At 67.9% G+C, this 17,129-nt stretch carries 16 protein-coding genes and 1 pseudogene; 14 read left to right on the top strand and 3 right to left on the bottom strand.

All coding sequences use genetic code 11. From position 1 onward, the window contains the following. The 6 genes from QFZ67_RS12275 to QFZ67_RS12250 all read left to right on the top strand — a co-directional run bounded on the left by QFZ67_RS12275 (window position 1) and on the right by QFZ67_RS12250 (window position 6,670). Window positions 1-1,260 carry an activator-dependent family glycosyltransferase gene (locus QFZ67_RS12275; RefSeq protein ID WP_307661118.1) on the top strand — a complete coding sequence of 420 codons (1,260 nt, stop codon included), beginning with the start codon at window positions 1-3 and terminating at the stop codon, window positions 1,258-1,260. 228 nt (window positions 1,261-1,488) lie between these two features. Beyond that, on the top strand, window positions 1,489-2,412 hold the full coding sequence (gene rfbA, locus QFZ67_RS12270; protein ID WP_307661117.1) for a glucose-1-phosphate thymidylyltransferase RfbA: 924 nt from the start codon (window positions 1,489-1,491) through the stop codon (window positions 2,410-2,412). Between the two features lie 121 nt (window positions 2,413-2,533). Next, entirely contained in the window at window positions 2,534-3,655 is a 1,122-nt protein-coding gene (locus QFZ67_RS12265; protein WP_307661116.1) for a DegT/DnrJ/EryC1/StrS aminotransferase family protein, read from the top strand. Between the two features lie 26 nt (window positions 3,656-3,681). After that, window positions 3,682-4,284 carry a dTDP-4-dehydrorhamnose 3,5-epimerase family protein gene (locus tag QFZ67_RS12260; protein WP_307661115.1) on the top strand — a complete coding sequence of 201 codons (603 nt, stop codon included), beginning with the start codon at window positions 3,682-3,684 and terminating at the stop codon, window positions 4,282-4,284. Beyond that, window positions 4,275-5,276, top strand: coding sequence for an NAD(P)-dependent oxidoreductase (locus tag QFZ67_RS12255; protein ID WP_307661114.1), 1,002 nt, complete (start codon window positions 4,275-4,277; stop codon window positions 5,274-5,276). Before QFZ67_RS12260 ends, QFZ67_RS12255 begins: the two co-directional genes overlap by 10 nt. Beyond that, complete coding sequence (locus tag QFZ67_RS12250; protein WP_307661113.1) at window positions 5,273-6,670, top strand: NDP-hexose 2,3-dehydratase family protein; 1,398 nt, start codon at window positions 5,273-5,275, stop codon at window positions 6,668-6,670. The genes QFZ67_RS12255 and QFZ67_RS12250 overlap by 4 nt, the downstream gene beginning before the upstream one ends. A gap of 209 nt (window positions 6,671-6,879) precedes the next feature. Here QFZ67_RS12250 and rfbB read toward each other — a convergent pair whose 3' ends face one another. Together rfbB and QFZ67_RS12240 are read right to left on the bottom strand one after the other, a co-directional pair. Then, a complete protein-coding gene (gene rfbB, locus QFZ67_RS12245; RefSeq protein WP_307661112.1) occupies window positions 6,880-7,863 on the bottom strand; it encodes a dTDP-glucose 4,6-dehydratase in 984 nt (327 codons plus the stop codon). A gap of 307 nt (window positions 7,864-8,170) precedes the next feature. Then, window positions 8,171-8,794: a MerR family transcriptional regulator gene (locus tag QFZ67_RS12240; protein ID WP_307661111.1), complete on the bottom strand. Its 624-nt coding sequence runs from the start codon at window positions 8,792-8,794 to the stop codon at window positions 8,171-8,173. An 86-nt stretch (window positions 8,795-8,880) separates the two neighbouring features. Between QFZ67_RS12240 and QFZ67_RS12235 the strand changes: the two genes are divergently transcribed. Further along, window positions 8,881-9,294, top strand: a complete 414-nt coding sequence (locus QFZ67_RS12235; RefSeq protein WP_307661110.1) for a DUF3291 domain-containing protein — start codon at window positions 8,881-8,883, stop codon at window positions 9,292-9,294. 63 nt (window positions 9,295-9,357) lie between these two features. Here the strand turns inward: QFZ67_RS12235 and QFZ67_RS12230 are convergent. Further along, window positions 9,358-9,834: pseudogene (locus QFZ67_RS12230) on the bottom strand (transcriptional regulator); the annotation flags it as partial. A gap of 948 nt (window positions 9,835-10,782) precedes the next feature. On the opposite strand from QFZ67_RS12230, the gene QFZ67_RS12225 reads away from it, so the two are divergent. The 7 genes from QFZ67_RS12225 (at window position 10,783) to QFZ67_RS12195 (ending at window position 17,126) form a co-directional block, all read left to right on the top strand. Next, complete coding sequence (locus tag QFZ67_RS12225; RefSeq protein ID WP_307661108.1) at window positions 10,783-11,376, top strand: carbonic anhydrase; 594 nt, start codon at window positions 10,783-10,785, stop codon at window positions 11,374-11,376. Next, the gene (locus QFZ67_RS12220) at window positions 11,373-12,935 is read left to right on the top strand and encodes a SulP family inorganic anion transporter (RefSeq protein WP_373429992.1); all 1,563 of its coding nucleotides are present in this window, start codon (window positions 11,373-11,375) and stop codon (window positions 12,933-12,935) included. The genes QFZ67_RS12225 and QFZ67_RS12220 overlap by 4 nt, the downstream gene beginning before the upstream one ends. A 707-nt stretch (window positions 12,936-13,642) precedes the next feature. Continuing rightward, complete coding sequence (locus QFZ67_RS12215) at window positions 13,643-14,059, top strand: NUDIX hydrolase (protein ID WP_307661107.1); 417 nt, start codon at window positions 13,643-13,645, stop codon at window positions 14,057-14,059. A gap of 29 nt (window positions 14,060-14,088) precedes the next feature. Beyond that, the gene (locus QFZ67_RS12210; RefSeq protein ID WP_307661106.1) at window positions 14,089-14,466 is read left to right on the top strand and encodes a hypothetical protein; all 378 of its coding nucleotides are present in this window, start codon (window positions 14,089-14,091) and stop codon (window positions 14,464-14,466) included. Beyond that, the gene (locus QFZ67_RS12205) at window positions 14,463-15,626 is read left to right on the top strand and encodes a hypothetical protein (RefSeq protein ID WP_307661105.1); all 1,164 of its coding nucleotides are present in this window, start codon (window positions 14,463-14,465) and stop codon (window positions 15,624-15,626) included. Before QFZ67_RS12210 ends, QFZ67_RS12205 begins: the two co-directional genes overlap by 4 nt. Window positions 15,627-15,691: 65 nt before the next feature. After that, window positions 15,692-16,465 (top strand): MBL fold metallo-hydrolase, encoded by a 774-nt coding sequence (locus QFZ67_RS12200; protein WP_307661104.1) that lies wholly within the window; start codon window positions 15,692-15,694, stop codon window positions 16,463-16,465. A 115-nt stretch (window positions 16,466-16,580) separates the two neighbouring features. Further along, window positions 16,581-17,126 carry a hypothetical protein gene (locus tag QFZ67_RS12195; RefSeq protein WP_307661103.1) on the top strand — a complete coding sequence of 182 codons (546 nt, stop codon included), beginning with the start codon at window positions 16,581-16,583 and terminating at the stop codon, window positions 17,124-17,126. The last annotated feature ends 3 nt before the right edge of the window (window positions 17,127-17,129 follow it).

Below are 17,129 nucleotides of genomic sequence, written 5' to 3'. Positions count from 1 at the left end.
GTGCGCGTCATCTTCACGTCATTCGCCCTGGACGCCCACTTCCTGGGCCAGGTCCCGCTCGCCTGGGCCCTGCGCTCGGCCGGCCACGAGGTGCGGATCGTCAGCCAGCCGGCACTGACCGGCACCATCAACGCGGCCGGGCTGACCGCCGTGCCGGTGGGGGACGACCACACCGTGCTCGATGCCCTCGCCGGCACCGAGACGGAGTGGGACGCCACCCTCGACCTCGATCCGGCCCGGCCCGAGATGGACCACTGGGAGTTTCTCCAGCCACTGCATGAAGAGGTGACCAACAGGTTCTTTCGCCGGGCCAACAACGACTCGATGATCGAAGGGCTGGTGCGGTTCGCCCGCGCCTGGCGTCCGGACCTGGTGATCTCGGAGCCGTTCACGCTCGCGGGCGCCATCGCGGCGGAGGTCACCGGGGCGGCGCACGCCCGGCTGCTGTGGGGCGCGGACCTCTTCCTCGACCAGCGGCAGAGGTTCCTGCGGGAGCTCGCGAACCGACCCGCGGCCCAGCGGACCGACCCTTTGGCTCAGTGGCTCGGTGGTGTGCTCGATCGCTACGGGCTGGTCTTCGACGAGCGGCTGGTCCGGGGGCAGTGGACGATCGACCAGATGCCTTCCGGCGTCCGACTGCCGCTCGGCGAGCGCACGCTGCCGATGCGCTACATCCCGTACAACGGCACCGCCGTCGTACCGGACTGGCTGCGCGAGCCGCCGGCCCGCCCGCGCGTCTGCCTCACCATGGGCATCACGTCGCGGGGCGGCGCCGAGCACCTGACCGCTTCGCTGTCGAACATGTTCGACGCCGTCGCCGATCTCGACGTCGAGATCGTCGCCACCCTCAACGCCGCCCAGCGCGAGCAGGTCCCGCGGTTGCCCGACAACGTGCGGGCTGTCGACTTCGTCCCCCTGCACGCGCTGCTGCCGACCTGCTCGGCGATCGCGCACCACGGCGGCGCGGGAACGTGGTCGACCGCGTGCGCCTCCGGGGTGCCGCAGCTCATCTTCCCGTCGGTCTGGGACGACTTCTACCGGGCCAGGCGGACCGCCGAGGTCGGTGCCGGTCTTGTCATCCCCTCCGCCGAGTTGACTTCGGCCACTCTGCGGGAGGGCCTGCGGCGGCTGCTTGAGGAGTCGCACTTCTCGGACGGCGCCGAACGGCTTCGCCGGGAGATGCTGGCCGATCCGGCTCCGAGTGACGTGGTCCCGCTGCTGGAGAAGCTGACGCTCGAGCACCAGGACCCCGGGTGGTGAGCCGGCGGTGACGCCGGCCGATCCGCTGTTGACCAGCGTCGCGATCGCCCGTTCGGGGCGTTGAAGAACCGTAGTTGCTCATCGTCGTCACGATCAGGACCGTGGAGTGGCATGTGAACCGGACATACAGGAAGTTGGGTATCACCTCGAGCGCCGAGCCGCGGCGTGCCTCGGCGCAGGAAGAGCATCGAAAACAGCCGGGTTCTGGCGGGACGGGGCTATAGCGCCATGCGCGGAATTCTTCTCGCGGGCGGGACCGGCTCGCGGCTGTGGCCGCTCACCCTCACGGTGTCGAAGCAGCTCATGCCCATCTATGACAAACCGATGGTCTATTACCCGTTGTCGACCCTGATGATGGCCGGGATCACCGAGGTGTTGATCGTGACCACTCGTCAGGATCAGGAGCAGTTTCAACGGCTTCTGGGCGACGGGAGTCAATGGGGCATGCATCTCGAATACGCGGTGCAGGAACGTCCGGAAGGGATTGCCCAAGCACTCTTGCTGGCCGCCCCATTCATCGGGGACCAGCCGGTGGCATTGATCCTGGGTGACAACATCTTCCACGGCAACGGACTGGGCACCAGGCTCGCCGAGAACAAGGGGCTGAGCGGCGCCCGCATTTTTGCCTATCCGGTCGCCGACCCCTCCCAGCTGGGCGTGGTGGAATTCGACGAGTACGGCAAGGTGATCTCCATCGAGGAGAAGCCGCAACAGCCGAAGTCCCGCTACGCCGTACCCGGCCTCTACTTCTACGACCACGAGGTCGTGGACATTGCCAAGGCGCTACGCCCCAGCACACGAGGGGAGTTGGAGATAACCGCCGTCAACGAGACCTACCTGCGGCTGGGCGCTCTTCAGGTGACCGTCCTCGACCGAGGGGCCGCCTGGCTGGACACCGGGACATTCGAGGCCCTTGTGCAGGCCTCGGAATATGTCCGGGTGGTGGAGCAGCGCCAGGGTTTCAAGATAGGCTGCGTCGAAGAGGTCGCATGGCGAATGGACTTAATCGATGACGCCCAATTGCGTACCCTGGCCGGGCCCTTGCTGAAAAGCGGCTACGGCGCCTACCTGTTGGACCTGTTGGACCGGCCGGACGGTCCCCATGACGTGGCCGGAAGGCGAACTCGGGCCGCAGCAGGAAACCGCCTCTGAGAATCCATCCATTGGGCATGGTGGGTGCCTGGGAAATCATGCCGGCTTCAGCGGAGGCCGACGCCCCCCTCACCACTGTCCGGGCCCCCGCACGCACATCCTATGAACACGAGGAGAACCCGTGACCATTCATGTCTGGGACTATCTGCCTGAGTACGAGAAGGAGAAGGACGACATTCTCGCTGCGGTCGAGAAGGTCTTCGCCTCCGGCCGCCTTGTGCTCAGCGAGAGCGTCAGGGGTTTCGAGGAGGAGTTCGCCAGCTACCACGGCGCAGGTTTCTGCACGGGCGTCGACAACGGAACCAACGCCCTCAAGCTGGCACTCGAGGCCCTCGGTGTCGGGCCGGGCGATGAGGTCATCACCGTGTCCAACACGGCGGCGCCGACGGTCATCGCCATCGTCGGCACCGGTGCGACACCGGTGTTCGTGGACGTTCGCGAAGAGGACTTCCTCATCGACACCGACCAGGTCGAGGCTGCCATCACGCCGCGCACCAAGGTGCTGCTGCCGGTCCATCTGTACGGCCAGTGCGCCGACATGGCGCCGCTGAAGCGAATCGCGGACAAGCACGGCCTGAAGATCCTGGAGGACTGCGCGCAGGCCCACGGGGCCCGCCACGGCGGCAGGCTCGCCGGCACGATGGGTGACGCGGCGGCATTCTCCTTCTACCCGACCAAGGTGCTCGGCGCCTACGGCGACGGCGGCGCGGTGATCACCTCCGACGAGGAGATCGACCGAAACCTGCGGCAGTTGCGCTACTACGGCATGGACAAGGTCTACTACGTCGTGAGGACGCCGGGCCACAACTCCCGCCTGGACGAGGTGCAGGCCGAGATCCTGCGCGGCAAGCTCGGCCGCCTCGACACGTACATCGATGGCCGGGGCGCGGTGGCCCGCCGCTACGAGGAAGGCCTCGGCGACCTGACCGGCCCCGGCGGACTGCAACTGCCCGCCACCAACGAGGGCAACAGCCACGTCTACTACGTGTACGTCGTCCGCCACCCGCGGCGCGACGAGATCCTCGAGGCGCTCAAGGCGTACGACATCTCCCTCAACATCAGCTATCCGTGGCCGGTGCACACCATGTCCGGCTTCGAGCACCTGGGCTGGCGCCCGGGGTCGCTGCCGGTCACCGAGAAACTGGCCGGCGAGATCTTCTCGCTGCCGATGTACCCCTCGCTGCCCGAGGCCGTGCAGGAGAAGACCATCGCCGCCCTGCGCGACGTTCTGGCCGCCCTGTGACCACATCAGTGAAAGGAGTGAGCACCATGCAGGTGCAGCAGCTTGACATCGAGGGCGTCTTCGAGTTCACGCCCCCGGTCTACAAGGACCACCGCGGGCTCTTCTCGTCGCCGTACCAGGACGCCCCCTTTACCGAGGGCGTGGGCAGGACGATCTTCCCGGTGCGAGACATCAGCCACAACATATCCGCGCGCGGAGTGCTCCGCGGCATCCACTTCACGAAGACGCCCCCCGGCCGGGCCAAGTATGTCTACTGCCCGTACGGCCGGGTGCAGGACTATCTGATCGACCTGAGGCTGGGTTCGCCGACCTTCGGCCACTGGCGGACGACCGAACTGGGCGGCGACAGCTGCAAGGCCCTGTACGTCCCGGACGGAGTCGGACACGCCTTCCTGTCCCTGAAGGACGACTCGATGGTCGTGTACGTGATGGCGGGCGGCTACATCCCCGAGAACGAGTACTCGATCTCGCCGTTCGACCCGGAACTGGGCCTGACCCTCCCAGAGGGCTACGAATTCGCCCAGTCCGAGCGGGACGCCGCGGCCCCCACCCTGGCCGAGGCCAGGGAACTGGGCATGCTCCCGGAGTACGAGGCATGCAAGAAGGTGGAGGCAGAGCTGTGGCCGTGAAGCCCCCGCTCATCACCCTGCTCGGAGCCACCGGCTTTCTCGGCTCCGCCGTGCTGCGTGAACTGGCCCGGCGGCCGGTGCGGATCAGGGCCGTCTCGCGGAGGCCCGCCGCCGTACCGGCCGGCGCTCGCGCCGAGGTCGAGGTGCGCACCGCCGACCTCACTGAGCCCGGAGAGATGGCCGCCGCCGTGGACGGCGCCGACATCATCATGCACACGGTCCTCTACAGCGCCGCCACGTCGACCTGGCGTATCGAGGACGGTGACACGGCGGCCGAGCGCGTCAACGTGGGCCTGATCCGCGACCTCGTCGACGTCCTCGCCGACAAGAAGGACGGGCCGCGTACGAAGGTGCTGTTCACCGGGACCGTCGGGCAGGCCGGTCCGTGCGACAAGGACGTACTCGACGGCACCGAATCCGACCGGCCAGCGGGTGAGTACGACCGTCAGAAGCTGGCTGCGGAACGGCTGTTGCTCGCCGCCAACGACCGGGGCGTGCTGCTCGGTACGTCGCTCAGGCTGCCCACCCTGTTCGGTTACGGCCCGGACTCCGTCGCGCGTGACAGGGGCGTCGTCTCCGCGATGGCGCGCAGGGCGCTGGCCGGCGAGCCGATCACGATGTGGCACGACGGCACGGTTCGGCGCGACCTGCTGTACGTGGAGGACGTGGCCCGCGGCATCGTCGCGGCCGCCGACCACGCCGAGGCGCTCGCCGGGCGGCACTGGCTGCTCGGTACCGGCGTGGGCCGGCCGCTGGGCGGTGTGTTCGAGGAGGTCGCCGCCCTGGTCGCGGAGCGCACGGGCAAGTCGCCGGTGCCGGTGGTTTCCGTCGAGCCGCCCTCGCACGCGGAGGCCGGTGATTTCTCCAGCATGACCATCGACGCCTCGGCGTTCCGCGGCGCCACCGGATGGAGCCCCGGCACCCCGCTCACCGAGGCGCTGCGCAGCACCGTCGACTTCCTCGCCGACGAGACCGAACGGGCACAGTCGTGAGTACGCAGACCGTCCCCAGGCTGTTGCGCCCGCGCGTCGAACACTCCCTGCCGGCCAGGCTCTCCCGGTCGGCGGCGGTGACCGCAAGCGGCCACCAGATGCGCACCGAGGACGTCGCCGACTGGCTCGCCGGGCGGGCCCGCGCCCATCACTTCAAGGTGGAGCGGGTGCCACTCGACGAGCTGGACGGCTGGTCCTTCGCACCCGGCACCGGAGACCTCGGTCACCGCAGCGGCAAGTTCTTCTCCGTGGTGGGACTGTCGGTCGCCGTCGACGACGGTCCGATACCTGACTGGTGCCAACCCATCATCCGCCAGCCCGAGGTGGGGATACTCGGCATACTCGCCAAGGAGTTCGACGGGGTCCTGCACTTCCTGATGCAGGCGAAGATGGAGCCGGGCAACCGCAACCTCCTCCAACTCTCGCCCACGGTGCAGGCTACCCGCAGCAACTACCAGCGGGTACACCAGGGTTCGAAGGTGAAGTACCTCGACCACTTCGTGCGGCCCGGCCGCGGCCGGGTGCTCAGCGACTCGCTCCAGTCGGAGCACGGCTCCTGGTTCTACCGCAAGTCCAACCGGAACATGCTGGTGGAGACGGACGCCGATGTGCCGGTCGACGACGACTTCTGCTGGCTGACCCTCGGCCAGATCGGGGAGCTGCTACGGCTCGACAATGTCGTCAACATGGACGCGCGTACGGTCATTTCCTGCTTCCCCATGTCCCTGCCCGAAGCGGGCGCGCTGTGTTCCGACACGGAACTGCTTTCCTGGTTCACCGCGGAGCGCGCACGCCACGACGTGGAGGTGCGCCGCATCCCGCTGGCCGACGTGGGCGGCTGGGAGCGCGACGCGGAGGGTCTCGGGCGCCCGGACGGCCGCTACTTCCGGGTGACCGGAGTCGCGGTCGAGGCGGGCAGCCGCGAGGTCACCGGCTGGGCACAGCCCCTGCTCGAGCCCTGCGGGACGGGCATCGCGGCGTTCCTGTTCCGCCGCATTGGCGGCGTACCGCATCTGCTGGTCCACGCCAAGGTGGAGGGCGGCTACCTCGACACGGTCGAGCTGGCACCGACGGTCCAGTGCACACCGGAGAACTGGGAGCATCAGCCGGCCGAGCACCGGCCCCCGTTCCTCGACATGGTGTCGGCCGCCCCGGGCGACGGGCGCATCCGCTACGAAGCGGTCCATTCGGAGGAGGGTGGCAGGTTCCTGAACGCGGAGATCCGCTATCTGTTCGTGGAGGCCGACGAGGCCACGGCCCCGCTCGATCCGCAGTCCGGCTACCAGTGGGTGACCGTCGGCCAGCTCAACTCGCTCACCGCGCATGGACACTACGTGAACGTCCAGGCCCGCACCCTGCTCTCCTGCGTCAACTCCGGCGCCGTGAAACTCTGAGACCCTCGCAGGGAGGAGCCATGTCCCGCCGGCTCAGTTCCCGCGAGTCGGACGCATCGTCCTGGATCGTCCTGGACGCCGACGGCTGCCGGCCCAACGGCCGGCAGCGCGCGACCGTGGTCGCCCTGCACCGAGGCGACATGAACTCCGGCTACGGCGACGGCCAGGCGCACCCGGCCGCGCGTGTGCGGGTGCCGGTCAGCAGCCATTCATGCGACAGCCGCCGATACCAGGAGTGGCTCCCACCAGGCATGGTTGTCGCGGTACCAGGCGACCGTCTCGGCCAACCCCTGGGCGAAGGGGATCTGTGGCTCGTAGCCCAGCTCCTGCCGGCTGCCGCTGATGTCCAGCGAGTAGCGCAGATCGTGGCCTTTACGGTCGGCCACCTGTTCGACCAACTCCCGGCTCGCTCCGGTAGCCCGCAACAGCTCGGCGGTGAGCTCCAGATTGCTCAACTCCTGCCCGCCGCCCAGGTGATAGACCTGTCCAGCGCGGCCCCGGGTCAGCGCCAGGGCCAGGCCGCGACAGTGGTCGCTGACATGCAGCCAGTCGCGGACGTTGGAGCCGTCACCGTAGAGAGGTACCGGCTCCCCGGCCAGCAGCCGGGTCGTGAACAGGGGGATGACCTTCTCAGGGAACTGGTACGGCCCGTAGTTGTTGGAACAGCGGGTGACCACGACGTCCATGCCGTGGGTGCGGTGGTGCGCCAGCACCATGAGATCGGAGGCCGCCTTGGACGCGGCGTAGGGGGAGTTGGGCGCGAGCGGCTGGCCGACGGCCCATGAGCCCTCGCTGATCGACCCGTACACCTCATCGGTCGACACATGGAGGAAGCGCCCCACCCGATGCCGACGCGCAGCATCCAGTAGCACCTGGGTGCCGAGCACATTGGTGATGACGAACGGCATTGCCCCCGCGATGGAGCGGTCCACATGGGACTCGGCAGCAAAGTGCACCACGGCGTCTTGACCCGCCATCACCTCGTCCACCACGGCGGGGTCGCAGATGTCGCCGTGGACGAAGCGGTAGCCCGGCAGATCGGCGACCGGGGCGAGATTGGCCTGCACCCCGGAGTAGGTGAGCTTGTCCAGCACGGTCACCTGCGGAGCGTCGATCTGGAGCGAGCCCGTCATCAATTGACGCACGAACTCCGAGCCGATGAACCCCGCTCCACCAGTCACAAGAATGCGCATTCGGCCAGGCTTGGAGCCTGTGTTGATCCGCCGGCCATGAGTCAATTGTTCGTATCCTGTCGTCTCGACTGGGTGTCTGTCGGGGTTTCTGGCAACAGAGGGGCTCAGGACTCATCCCCAGGCTCTGCCTGACGCGCTACGGGTGGGGCACTGGATTGCGTCCCCGCATCACTCCGCCCCTTGGACATCATCCACACACCCAGCCTGACCCTCCAGGCAGAATCGGCTGCAAAACCGTTGGCAAGGCACTGGGTTGGGAAGGCGCCGACGAGACCCTGGCAGCGACGTGAATGTGATGCCACTCAGGTCAACTGCGGTACCGAACGGTCGACTCGGCTTCCTGCGCGAGGCGGCGCAGGGCCAGCAGCGCCGGCTCCAGGAGAAACGTAAGGAGTACGGCGCGCTCCGCCTTTTCGAGCGGATCGTCCGGACCTTCGAGCTGGTCCAGGTCCAGGGTGGCGGTTTTCTCGGCGAGCTGCGCGTAGGGAACGAGTGAGTGCCAGTCGTAGTCCACGTCGAGAGAGCGCAGGGTGTGCAGCGTCTGCGTGATGACGTCACGGGCGGGATTGTGCTCCGAGACCTCCCAGCCCATCTCCGCCAGCAGCGCGCTCACTTCGGAGTCGTCCGCCTCGCCGTCCTCGTCCTTGGCGGCGCCGGAGGCAGGCCAGACACCGAAGACGAGGCCGAGCAGCTCATGCAGGTCGGTCGCGTGCTCGGAGACGGCCTCCAGTACGTCCTTGGCTGCACTGACCGACAGCCCTCGCACGCCGATCAGGGCGCGGATCAGCCGGAGGCGCCGCACATGGGACTCTCCGTACTCCGCCTGGGTCGCCGCGGTGGCGCGGCCCGGCGGCAGGAGCCCTTCGCGCAGGTAGTACTTGATCGTCGCGGTGGACACCCCACTGCGGCGGCTCAACTCAGAAATTCGCATCCCGGTCCTGCTTCCCACTGGCCATTGGGTAGCGGCACTGTCTAATATAGATACCGCTACTCACCAACTGTGGAGGCGAGACTATCGTGCCAACTCTTCCCTGGACGAAGCCGAACCCGGCTCAGCCCAACACCCGCGCCTTCGTTATGGCCTCCCGCCTTGAGGTGAAGTCCATCAGGAACGTGCCGGGCTTCTTTCTGAAGGCGCTCTCCGCCTGGGGGCAGGTGCGCTCGGCGCCGGGCGCGCTGGGTGCGTCCCTCGAAGCCCAGCTGCTGAAGGGCGTCTTCTTCACCCTGTCCGCCTGGGAGGACAAGGAAGCGCTCTACACCTACGCGAGGACCGAGCCCCACAAGAGCATCATGATCGGCCTGCGATCCACGATGCGCAGCTCGGCCTTCACGTTCTGGGAGGTGCCGGTGGAGGAGCTGCCGATCGCCTGGAAGGACGCCAAGGCGCGCATCGATGCGCAGGCCCGCGCGGACGCGGAGAGCGCCCGCTGATCGCAGGACGCGAGTCGGGGGCGCGGCGCGATGCGCCCGTTGTCCGTTACGGATAATTCCTGCTCACTCGCTCAAGTCGGCGTTCACCCCTGCTCCCTCGCGGGAGGCGTGCACCCCTGCTCCCTCGCGGAGTGCGCTCTCGCTCGCCGCCATGTCCTGCGTGCCGATGACGGAGAGCAGTTCCAGCTGGGCGGCGCCCTGGGTGCCGGGCGGGGCGGTGAACCACAGCAGGCGCTGGCGTCCGTCCTCGCTGAACAGGCTGTGGCAGTCCAGCTCGATGACGCCCAGCGCGGGGTGGACGATTCGCTTGTGGTCGACCCGGCGCAGGGCGACGTCGTGGGTGTCCCACAGGGTGGCGAACTCCTCGCTGCGCCGCCGTAGTACGGCCACCATCCTGGCAGCCTCGGTGTCGCGGCCGCGCCGGGCGGCGACCGCATGGAGGTCGGCCACGAAGACCCGGCAGTGGTGCGGGTGCTCGTCGGGCGGATAGATCGCGCGGGCGGCGGGGTCGGTGAACCAGCGGTAGACGACCGGGGGCGCCTTCTTGGGGGCCGGTGACGGGGTGACGGCATCATCCGAACTGCGTCGCGCACCCCTGGCGAATGAGCGCGGACGACGGCGAATGCCTCGCGGCCCGCGCCCAGTTGACCGGCCCCCGATACTCGCTCGCCGGTGCCCGGACCCAACCAGTGCCTCAACTGGGGTGACCCGCGGTAGCGCCGCCAGATGACTGCTGTCAAGTGGTGTGACGCTCACGAATGTTTAACGAATCGCTGACTTTTGTGCCGTCGTGCTGTCACAGTGACTGAAGAGGCTGGAGTTACTGACCAGTTGGACCAATTGCTGAGGACTGAAGTCGGGGAGGGACCGTGACACGGCGTATCGCGGCAGCGGACGCATTCGCAGCGCTGTGCACCCTGTTGCTCGCGGTCCTCCTGTTCTGCCAGGCGGCCGTAGACGCCGCCGGAGAAGTGGAATTGGACGCCGGAGGGACTTCCCGAGAGGCCGACTCCATACCTGAGTCGCCCGGCGAACCCGAGCCACCGCGCTCACCAGGCCCACCGGAGCCACCAGACTCACTGGGCCCACCCGGTGAGGCCAACTCACCCAACGAACACGGCTTGCGCGGCTCACACGCCGACTCGTCCCGGGACGATCCGGATCCCCTGGACAAGCCGCCCCCCTACCGCAACGGCGGCCGGCCCAACAGCCTGCTGACCGCCCACGCCCCGCCCACAGGCGATCGTCCCCCCTCCGCCCGACCGGTGAGGGCGACCCCGCCGCCTCCCGGGTGCTCCACCGACTCCTGGTGCACGGGGCACAATCCCGGGCCGCCCGGACAGCACCCCGCAGCACGGCCCGCCGTGCTGCAAGTGTTCCGCCTCTGATCGATTCGTCGGCTCCCGCACGGCTTCCCCCACTCAGCACCTGCGATCCGACATGACGACTCACCACCGCGCGCCTTGGGCGCGCTGGAGGAACACCCCCATGCACATGCTCATGAAGAATGCCCGCGCCTTCCGGGACCGGGCCGCCGCCCGCGCCGACGAGTTCGGCCGCCTGGCGGAAGGCCAGTCCCCACAAGCGCTGTTCATCACCTGCTCCGACTCGCGGGTGATCCCCTCACTGATCACCGGAGCCCGCCCCGGCGAGCTCTTCGAACTCCGCACGGCAGGCAGCATCATCCCCGAACACGACCCCGACCGGCACTCGAGCGAGGCAGCCACCATCGAGTACGCCGTCGAGGTGCTCGGCGTCGCCGACATCGTCGTCTGCGGCCACTCCCACTGCGGTGCCGTCGGCGCGATGGCGCGCCGCGAAGACCTCTCCGCCGTCCCCGCGGTCCGCGGCTGGCTGGAGAGTGCGTCACCCCCGCCCCTCTTCACCGACCTTTCTTCACCGGCCATCGCCGAGGCCGTCCAGCACCATGTGCTGTGCCAGCTCCGGCAGTTGCGCGACTACCCATGCGTCGCCCGACGGGTCGCGGAAGGGCGGCTGAACCTGCACGGCTGGTTCTACGAGATAGACACCGGCTCCGTGCTCGTCCACCGGCCGCACGACGACGCGTTCCTTCCGCTGTGAGCGCCGCCGACACCCGCGAACGCGGGAACCGCGGACGCCACCGGCGGGCGGCGCCGCAGCGCGCGGAGCGACCCTCCGCCTCGACGCTGCGAGCCGATCTCACCGCGTCCGTCGTCGTATTCCTCGTCGCCGTGCCGCTGTGCGTGGGCGTGGCCGTTGCCTCCGGCGTCCCGGCGGAACTCGGCCTGGTCACCGGCATCGTCGGCGGACTTGTCACCGGACTGCTCCCCGGGAGCAGCCTCCAGGTCAGCGGACCCGCCGCGGGGCTGACCGTCCTTGTCCTCGAAGCCGTCAACGAATTCGGACTCGGGGCCCTGGGCGTCTTCGTCCTCACAGCGGGCGTGCTCCAGCTGGTCATGGGCGCGCTGCGGCTGGGCCGCTGGTTCCGCGCCATCTCCATCGCCGTGGTGGAAGGGATGCTGGCCGGGATCGGCCTCGTACTGATCGCCGGTCAGCTCTACGCCATGGCCGACGCGAAGGCGCCCGGCTCGGGCCCCGCCAACCTCGCGGGCCTGCCAGAGATGCTGATCCGTACGGCCCGTACGCCGGAGGCTCTGACCGCCTTCGCTCTCGGCGCGGTCACCGTCGTACTGATGGCCTTCTGGAAACATCTGCCGCCGAAGGTCCGAGTGGTCCCCGCACCGCTGGCCGCCGTGGCTTTGACCACCACCGTCGTGGCGCTGTTCGCACTGCCCGTGAAGCGGGTCGAGGTGCAGGGGCTGTTGGGCGCGATCCGGCCACCGTCCACCGACGACCTCGGCAGGATCACGGATGCCGGAGTGGTCGGGGCGATCGGCACGGTCGTCGCCATCACGCTCATCGCGTCGGCGGAGAGTCTGTTCAGCGCCGCTGCCGTCGACCGGCTGCACAGCGGCCCCGGCACCGACTACGACAAGGAGTTGATGGCGCAGGGCGCGGGCAACACCTTCTGCGGAGCCCTTGGGGCGCTGCCGATGACTGCGGTCATCGTGCGCAGCGCGGCCAATGTGCAAGCGGGTGCCCGGACGAAGGCGTCACGGGTGCTGCACGGCGTATGGCTGCTGCTCTTCGCGGCGCTCGTACCGGCCGCGCTCGGCCTCATACCGGTCGCCGCGCTCGCCGGCATCCTGGTCTTCTCCGGCTGGAAGCTCATCCCGCTGAAGGAACTCGGGCCGCTGTGGCGCGAGCACCGCGGGGAGGCGCTGATCCTGATGGCCACCGCGGTCGCCATCGTCGCGACCAACATGTTCGAGGGCGTGCTGGCCGGCCTGCTGCTCGCCATCGCCAAGACGGCGTGGGAGACGTCGCACGTCCAGGTGCATGTCGACGAAGACTCCGACCGCAGCGGCCCCCTCCGTGTGGTCGTCTCGGGCAACGCGACCTTCCTCCGTCTGCCCAGGATCCTCGACAGCCTCGAGGGACTGCCGAAGGACCGGCACATCGAGCTCGACCTGCTCGACCTGCGCCATCTCGATCACGCGTGCAGTACGGCCCTCGCCAACTGGGCCGACCGGCACAACAAGCACAACAAGCACAACAAGGAGGAAGGAGCCACCCGCGTCCTGATGCCCACGGGCTGACCCGCACAGGCCCGGCCCGGCACGGTCCGTACGGCGCCCCGACCGGGCTGCCGTGCGGACCAGGCCGAGCCCCTGGCACTCCGCCTCGCCCGTTTCACGCGGCGAGGCGGAGCCATGTCCGCCCTGTTCGATCTGCCGGACGACCGCCGTGGCGACATAAGCGGGCAGCTCATGCGGGCGCAGGCGCCCCAGCCCTCGCGGGAGCCGCACAGCGTCACCAGAATCTTGATCACGATTACCTTGGGTTTATCGGAGCTTCCCATTCACCTACCCCCCGTTCGGCCTTCACCTCGCTGTGCACACAGGCCCTACGCAACCCGCCACTGTCAGGGGCGCTTGGGGAGGTCTTTCGGCCAGTGGCGAAAAGCGCAGAGGCGAAAGATGGAGGGGTGGGTGGTTTCGATGGTTCGGCCGCGGTTTTTGTACGCAGTGCGAGTATCGCCACAGAGACCGGAAGAAGGGGAGAAACCGGTCGCATGGCGCCTGGTCGGCGCGAACAACTGTGAACTGGGGCGCAGCGCTGAAGCGTTCGGCAGCCTTGTGACGTGTCAGGCCGCGGTGACCCGGCTCCGTGAGCAGATCGCAAAGCCCCGACCAAGTCGCTCAATGCCGAGATGTTGACAACGACCGCGCTCCAACAGGCGTCTCGCGTCTTGCGTGATGCAAGTCATAGCCCGCTAGAATGTGACGGACTGTTGGGGGCGTGCATGGATTCCGATCTTGCAGTGCCGCTTCATATCGTCAGCGTCACCGGCATCGTCCTGAGAGACGACGGTCGTCTCCTAGCGATCAAGCGGGTGGACGACGGCACCTGGGTGCCGCCGGGAGGGCTACTGGAAGTCGGGGAAGGACTGGAACGGGGTCTCGTCCGTGAGGTCCTTGAGGAAACCGGCGTGACCGTGGATCCCGTGAAACTCACGGGCGTTTACAAGAACACCCCTCGTAGGACGATATCCATTGCCTTCCTGTGCGGTGTGGCGGGAGGTGAACCGAGCGCTTCGGACGAGGCTTCGGACGTCGTGTGGATGACCCCGGAAGAGGCCTATATGACGATGCCCCCCCTGCGAGCGCTCAGGGTCGGCGATGCGCTCGACGAGAATGGCCCGTTCGTCCGGTCCTACTAGGGCGGCCGGAGGTGCGTACCAAGTTCCATGTGCGCGTGCTGCGGATGCCCGTGTTCCTCATGACCCTGGCGACCCTCGCCGTTCACGAGGCCACCGAGCGCTTGTCGATCAGTCGCGACACCACCGTGATGGGCCTGCTCTCCCAGTTCGACGGCACGGCCACCACGGTCTTCGTGGCGCTGGCCACGTTACGTACATCGGTGAAATCCGAAAGCCTGGAGGAAAACGCGCGTATGTGGCGTCGCTCAGTGCGGTTCCAGTTCGCCGCGGCGTTCGCGCTCGTCGCGTTCATCGTCTCCACAGCCGCGGCCCACTACACCGGCCTGGGCTCATGGGCCGTGGCGCTGAACCTCACCACGACCGCCGCCGTGCTCTGGGCGCTCGTCGGACCCATCGAGCCAGCATGACCTTACGACTCGAGTACGACCTCGTCCTCGACCCGTCCTCGCACGCCGACCGGCTCGTGGCCGCCGTCAGGGCCGGACTGCTGGCCCACCGAACCGACAGCCGGGCCGAGATCGACATGGCCTACCGCACGAACACCAGCCAGGACGACCCAAGGCTGTCTCTCAGCGTCAACCTCGATCTCACCTCCTTCGGCATGGCCGAGCGCGGCTCGGCAGGACTTGTCGCCCTGCTGGGCGGCACGAGCTTCCGCGATCCCGCCATCAGGAGCGTGACGCTCAGCGCGTTCAGCCTTCTCAGCAACGACACGTTTTTCCCTGGCCCGGTCCGCGGAGCCGACCTCCTCGACGGGTCAACCTCTCCCGCTCCCTGGCTTTCGGTACCTGTACCGAAGACGGCCGCCCGGCAGTCCTGGGACGAGGTGAGCCGCACCCTGGTCCGGGCCGGGGTGCAGGTCATCACTGACCTCAGCCTGAACGTGAACGACTACGAACTGACCACGCGCGCCGTCGCCGTGGCCGAGGAAGCGACGGCGGGCCGCCCGGTCGCGCTCTTCTTCAACGCGACCAGCAGACTGGAGTACGCGGTCCAGCTGGTCGAGAAGATCGCCACGACGCTGCAACCGCAGGTCCCCAACGTCACGATCGGCATCCGTATGTGCCCGGTGGCAATGGGCTTCTCGGTCTTCGAATACTTGCGCGCCTGGAACGTGCCGATCTTCGCCTACACCCTCACCTCCTACCCCTCGGGACGCACGTCCTGGAGCCAGTCCGCCTACGCCTCAATGATCAATGCCATGGGCGGCGACGTGGTCAACATCGGGCTGCTCAGCATCCCCGCACTGCGCCGCGGAACGCTCTACGAGGCCATCATGCCTCTGCTGAACAGCAGGAACACTGGAAAGGCCAGCCTCCCCGCGCTGACGGGTGGCGTCGAACCACGAGTGGCCTACGAATACGCCTCCGCGGTCAGTGATCCGGTACTGCTCCACACCATGACCCCGATTTTCCGGGGCGGTCTCGAACGGAGAAGTATCCGAAGACGAGTCAAGGCGATCCGCGAAGCGGTGGAAGCCGGCCGCCGGTCACTGGACATCGAGCGCCTTTTCGCCGAACACAACTCCAGTGTGCGTAACTGGCAGGAACTCGAAGAGGAGAGGTGAGGCGAGGTGAGGGGACGGAAATGAACGAAGAACGACACCACGCATCACCAGCATCGGGAGACGCCATGGAACACGCAAGGGGCACGGTCCATGTACTGGGCAGCGGATCCGCCAAACCGAGCGCCGCGCGAGCCAACTCCTCGTATCTCATCGAAACGGGTAGTTCGCTGCTGGCTATCGACTGCAGCGGTAGCCCCGCGCACGAGATTCTGCGCCACGGTCTCGACCCCGGCGCCCTCCGCCACCTCTACCTCACCCATGGCCACGTCGACCACGTCTACGGCCTCCCCAGCCTGATCCATTCGCTGTGGATGCTGGGTCTGTTCCGGGAGAAGCCCCTCGCCATTCACGGCACGCAGGAGACGATCCGTATCGCAAGGGCACTACTCGCCCCCTTCGGACTGGAGGAACGACGCAACGCCCCCCGCATCGACTGGAGGCCGGTCGATGCGGACCGCGCTGGCGAGCTGGAAGGCGCGGCGGGACTGCCCGTCACCGCCTACCCCGTCACCCACGGAGGCACCGAGGCCGTCGGCTACCGAGTGCTTAACACCGTGTTCTCCGGCGACGCCATCTGTGACGACCGTCTGGTGAGCGCGGTGGACGATTCGGTACGGGCGTTGGTCGTCGACTGCGGCGGCGGCCTGTCCGGAAACGCCGGGCACGCGGGTGCGGCGGACATCGCCGAGCTGGTCCACAAACGCGATCGGTTGGAGTCCGTACTGCTGACGCACATCGGGATCCCGTCGGCCGAGGAGGACGCAATGCTGGGCGCCTTCCAGGGATGCGAGGCTGAGGTTCGCATCCTCTCGGACGGTGATCGCCTTGAACTCTTCTGACCCGGTGATCTTCTGCAGCATGGGTGGCTCCGGCTCGACCTACGTGAGACACGCCTTGGCCAGGTCCGGCCTGACGGTTCACAACAAGCCGGACATTATCCAGCACCGATACTGGGTGAAGCAGGGCCGTGCAGCGCAGCGGGCGGAGTTCGCACGACGGGCCGACGGCTTCATAATGGACACCACCGGCATGGCGGGCATTCAGCACTACCTCGACCGCCTGGCCGTTACCCCGGACACTACCGCCGTCCTGAGCACCTGGGCCGAGCAGCAGCTACTGCGGCACACCACCCGGCGACGCATCGTCTTTCTCCTCCGTGAGCCGGCCGCGGCCTACCGCTCGATGTGTGACCCCGAGCGTCACGGAGACATCGCGGAGCAGTATGGCGGCCCCGACTCCTGGTACGCCGTCTTCTACGCCGAGCGCTGGCGGAAGATCGCCGAGGAGTACCTAGCGCTGCGCGCGGTCGGCTGGGACGTCTCGCTCTGGTCCTACGAGCACCTGCCCGACTGCGCCCGCAGGGACGGCTACGGCGAGATCGTCACTCAGTGGCGGCTCTCCGCACCCCGCCTGAGGCCTGCGCTGCGGGACGAGACGATCGACCTGATCAGAACTTGCACCAGTGAGGTGCGGAAAGCCCTGGGTATACCCGACTGGTGAGAG

It is taken from the genome of Streptomyces sp. V1I1 (assembly GCF_030817355.1).
Lineage (GTDB): Bacteria > Actinomycetota > Actinomycetes > Streptomycetales > Streptomycetaceae > Streptomyces.
Note: the sequence above shows the minus strand (reverse complement) of the source record. Positions and strands in the feature narration are given on the sequence as shown.

Excerpts from the sequence above, each read along its gene's own strand:
- rfbA (WP_307661117.1), top strand. The coding sequence starts at position 1,489 with ATGCGCGGAATTCTTCTCGCGGGCGGGACCGGCTCGCGGCTGTGGCCG.
- QFZ67_RS12215 (WP_307661107.1), top strand. The coding sequence starts at position 13,643 with ATGGATTCCGATCTTGCAGTGCCGCTTCATATCGTCAGCGTCACCGGC.
- QFZ67_RS12240 (WP_307661111.1), bottom strand. The coding sequence starts at position 8,794 with ATGCGAATTTCTGAGTTGAGCCGCCGCAGTGGGGTGTCCACCGCGACG.
- QFZ67_RS12205 (WP_307661105.1), top strand. The coding sequence starts at position 14,463 with ATGACCTTACGACTCGAGTACGACCTCGTCCTCGACCCGTCCTCGCAC.
- QFZ67_RS12200 (WP_307661104.1), top strand. The coding sequence starts at position 15,692 with ATGGAACACGCAAGGGGCACGGTCCATGTACTGGGCAGCGGATCCGCC.
- rfbB (WP_307661112.1), bottom strand. The coding sequence starts at position 7,863 with ATGCGCATTCTTGTGACTGGTGGAGCGGGGTTCATCGGCTCGGAGTTC.
- QFZ67_RS12260 (WP_307661115.1), top strand. The coding sequence starts at position 3,682 with ATGCAGGTGCAGCAGCTTGACATCGAGGGCGTCTTCGAGTTCACGCCC.
- QFZ67_RS12225 (WP_307661108.1), top strand. The coding sequence starts at position 10,783 with ATGCACATGCTCATGAAGAATGCCCGCGCCTTCCGGGACCGGGCCGCC.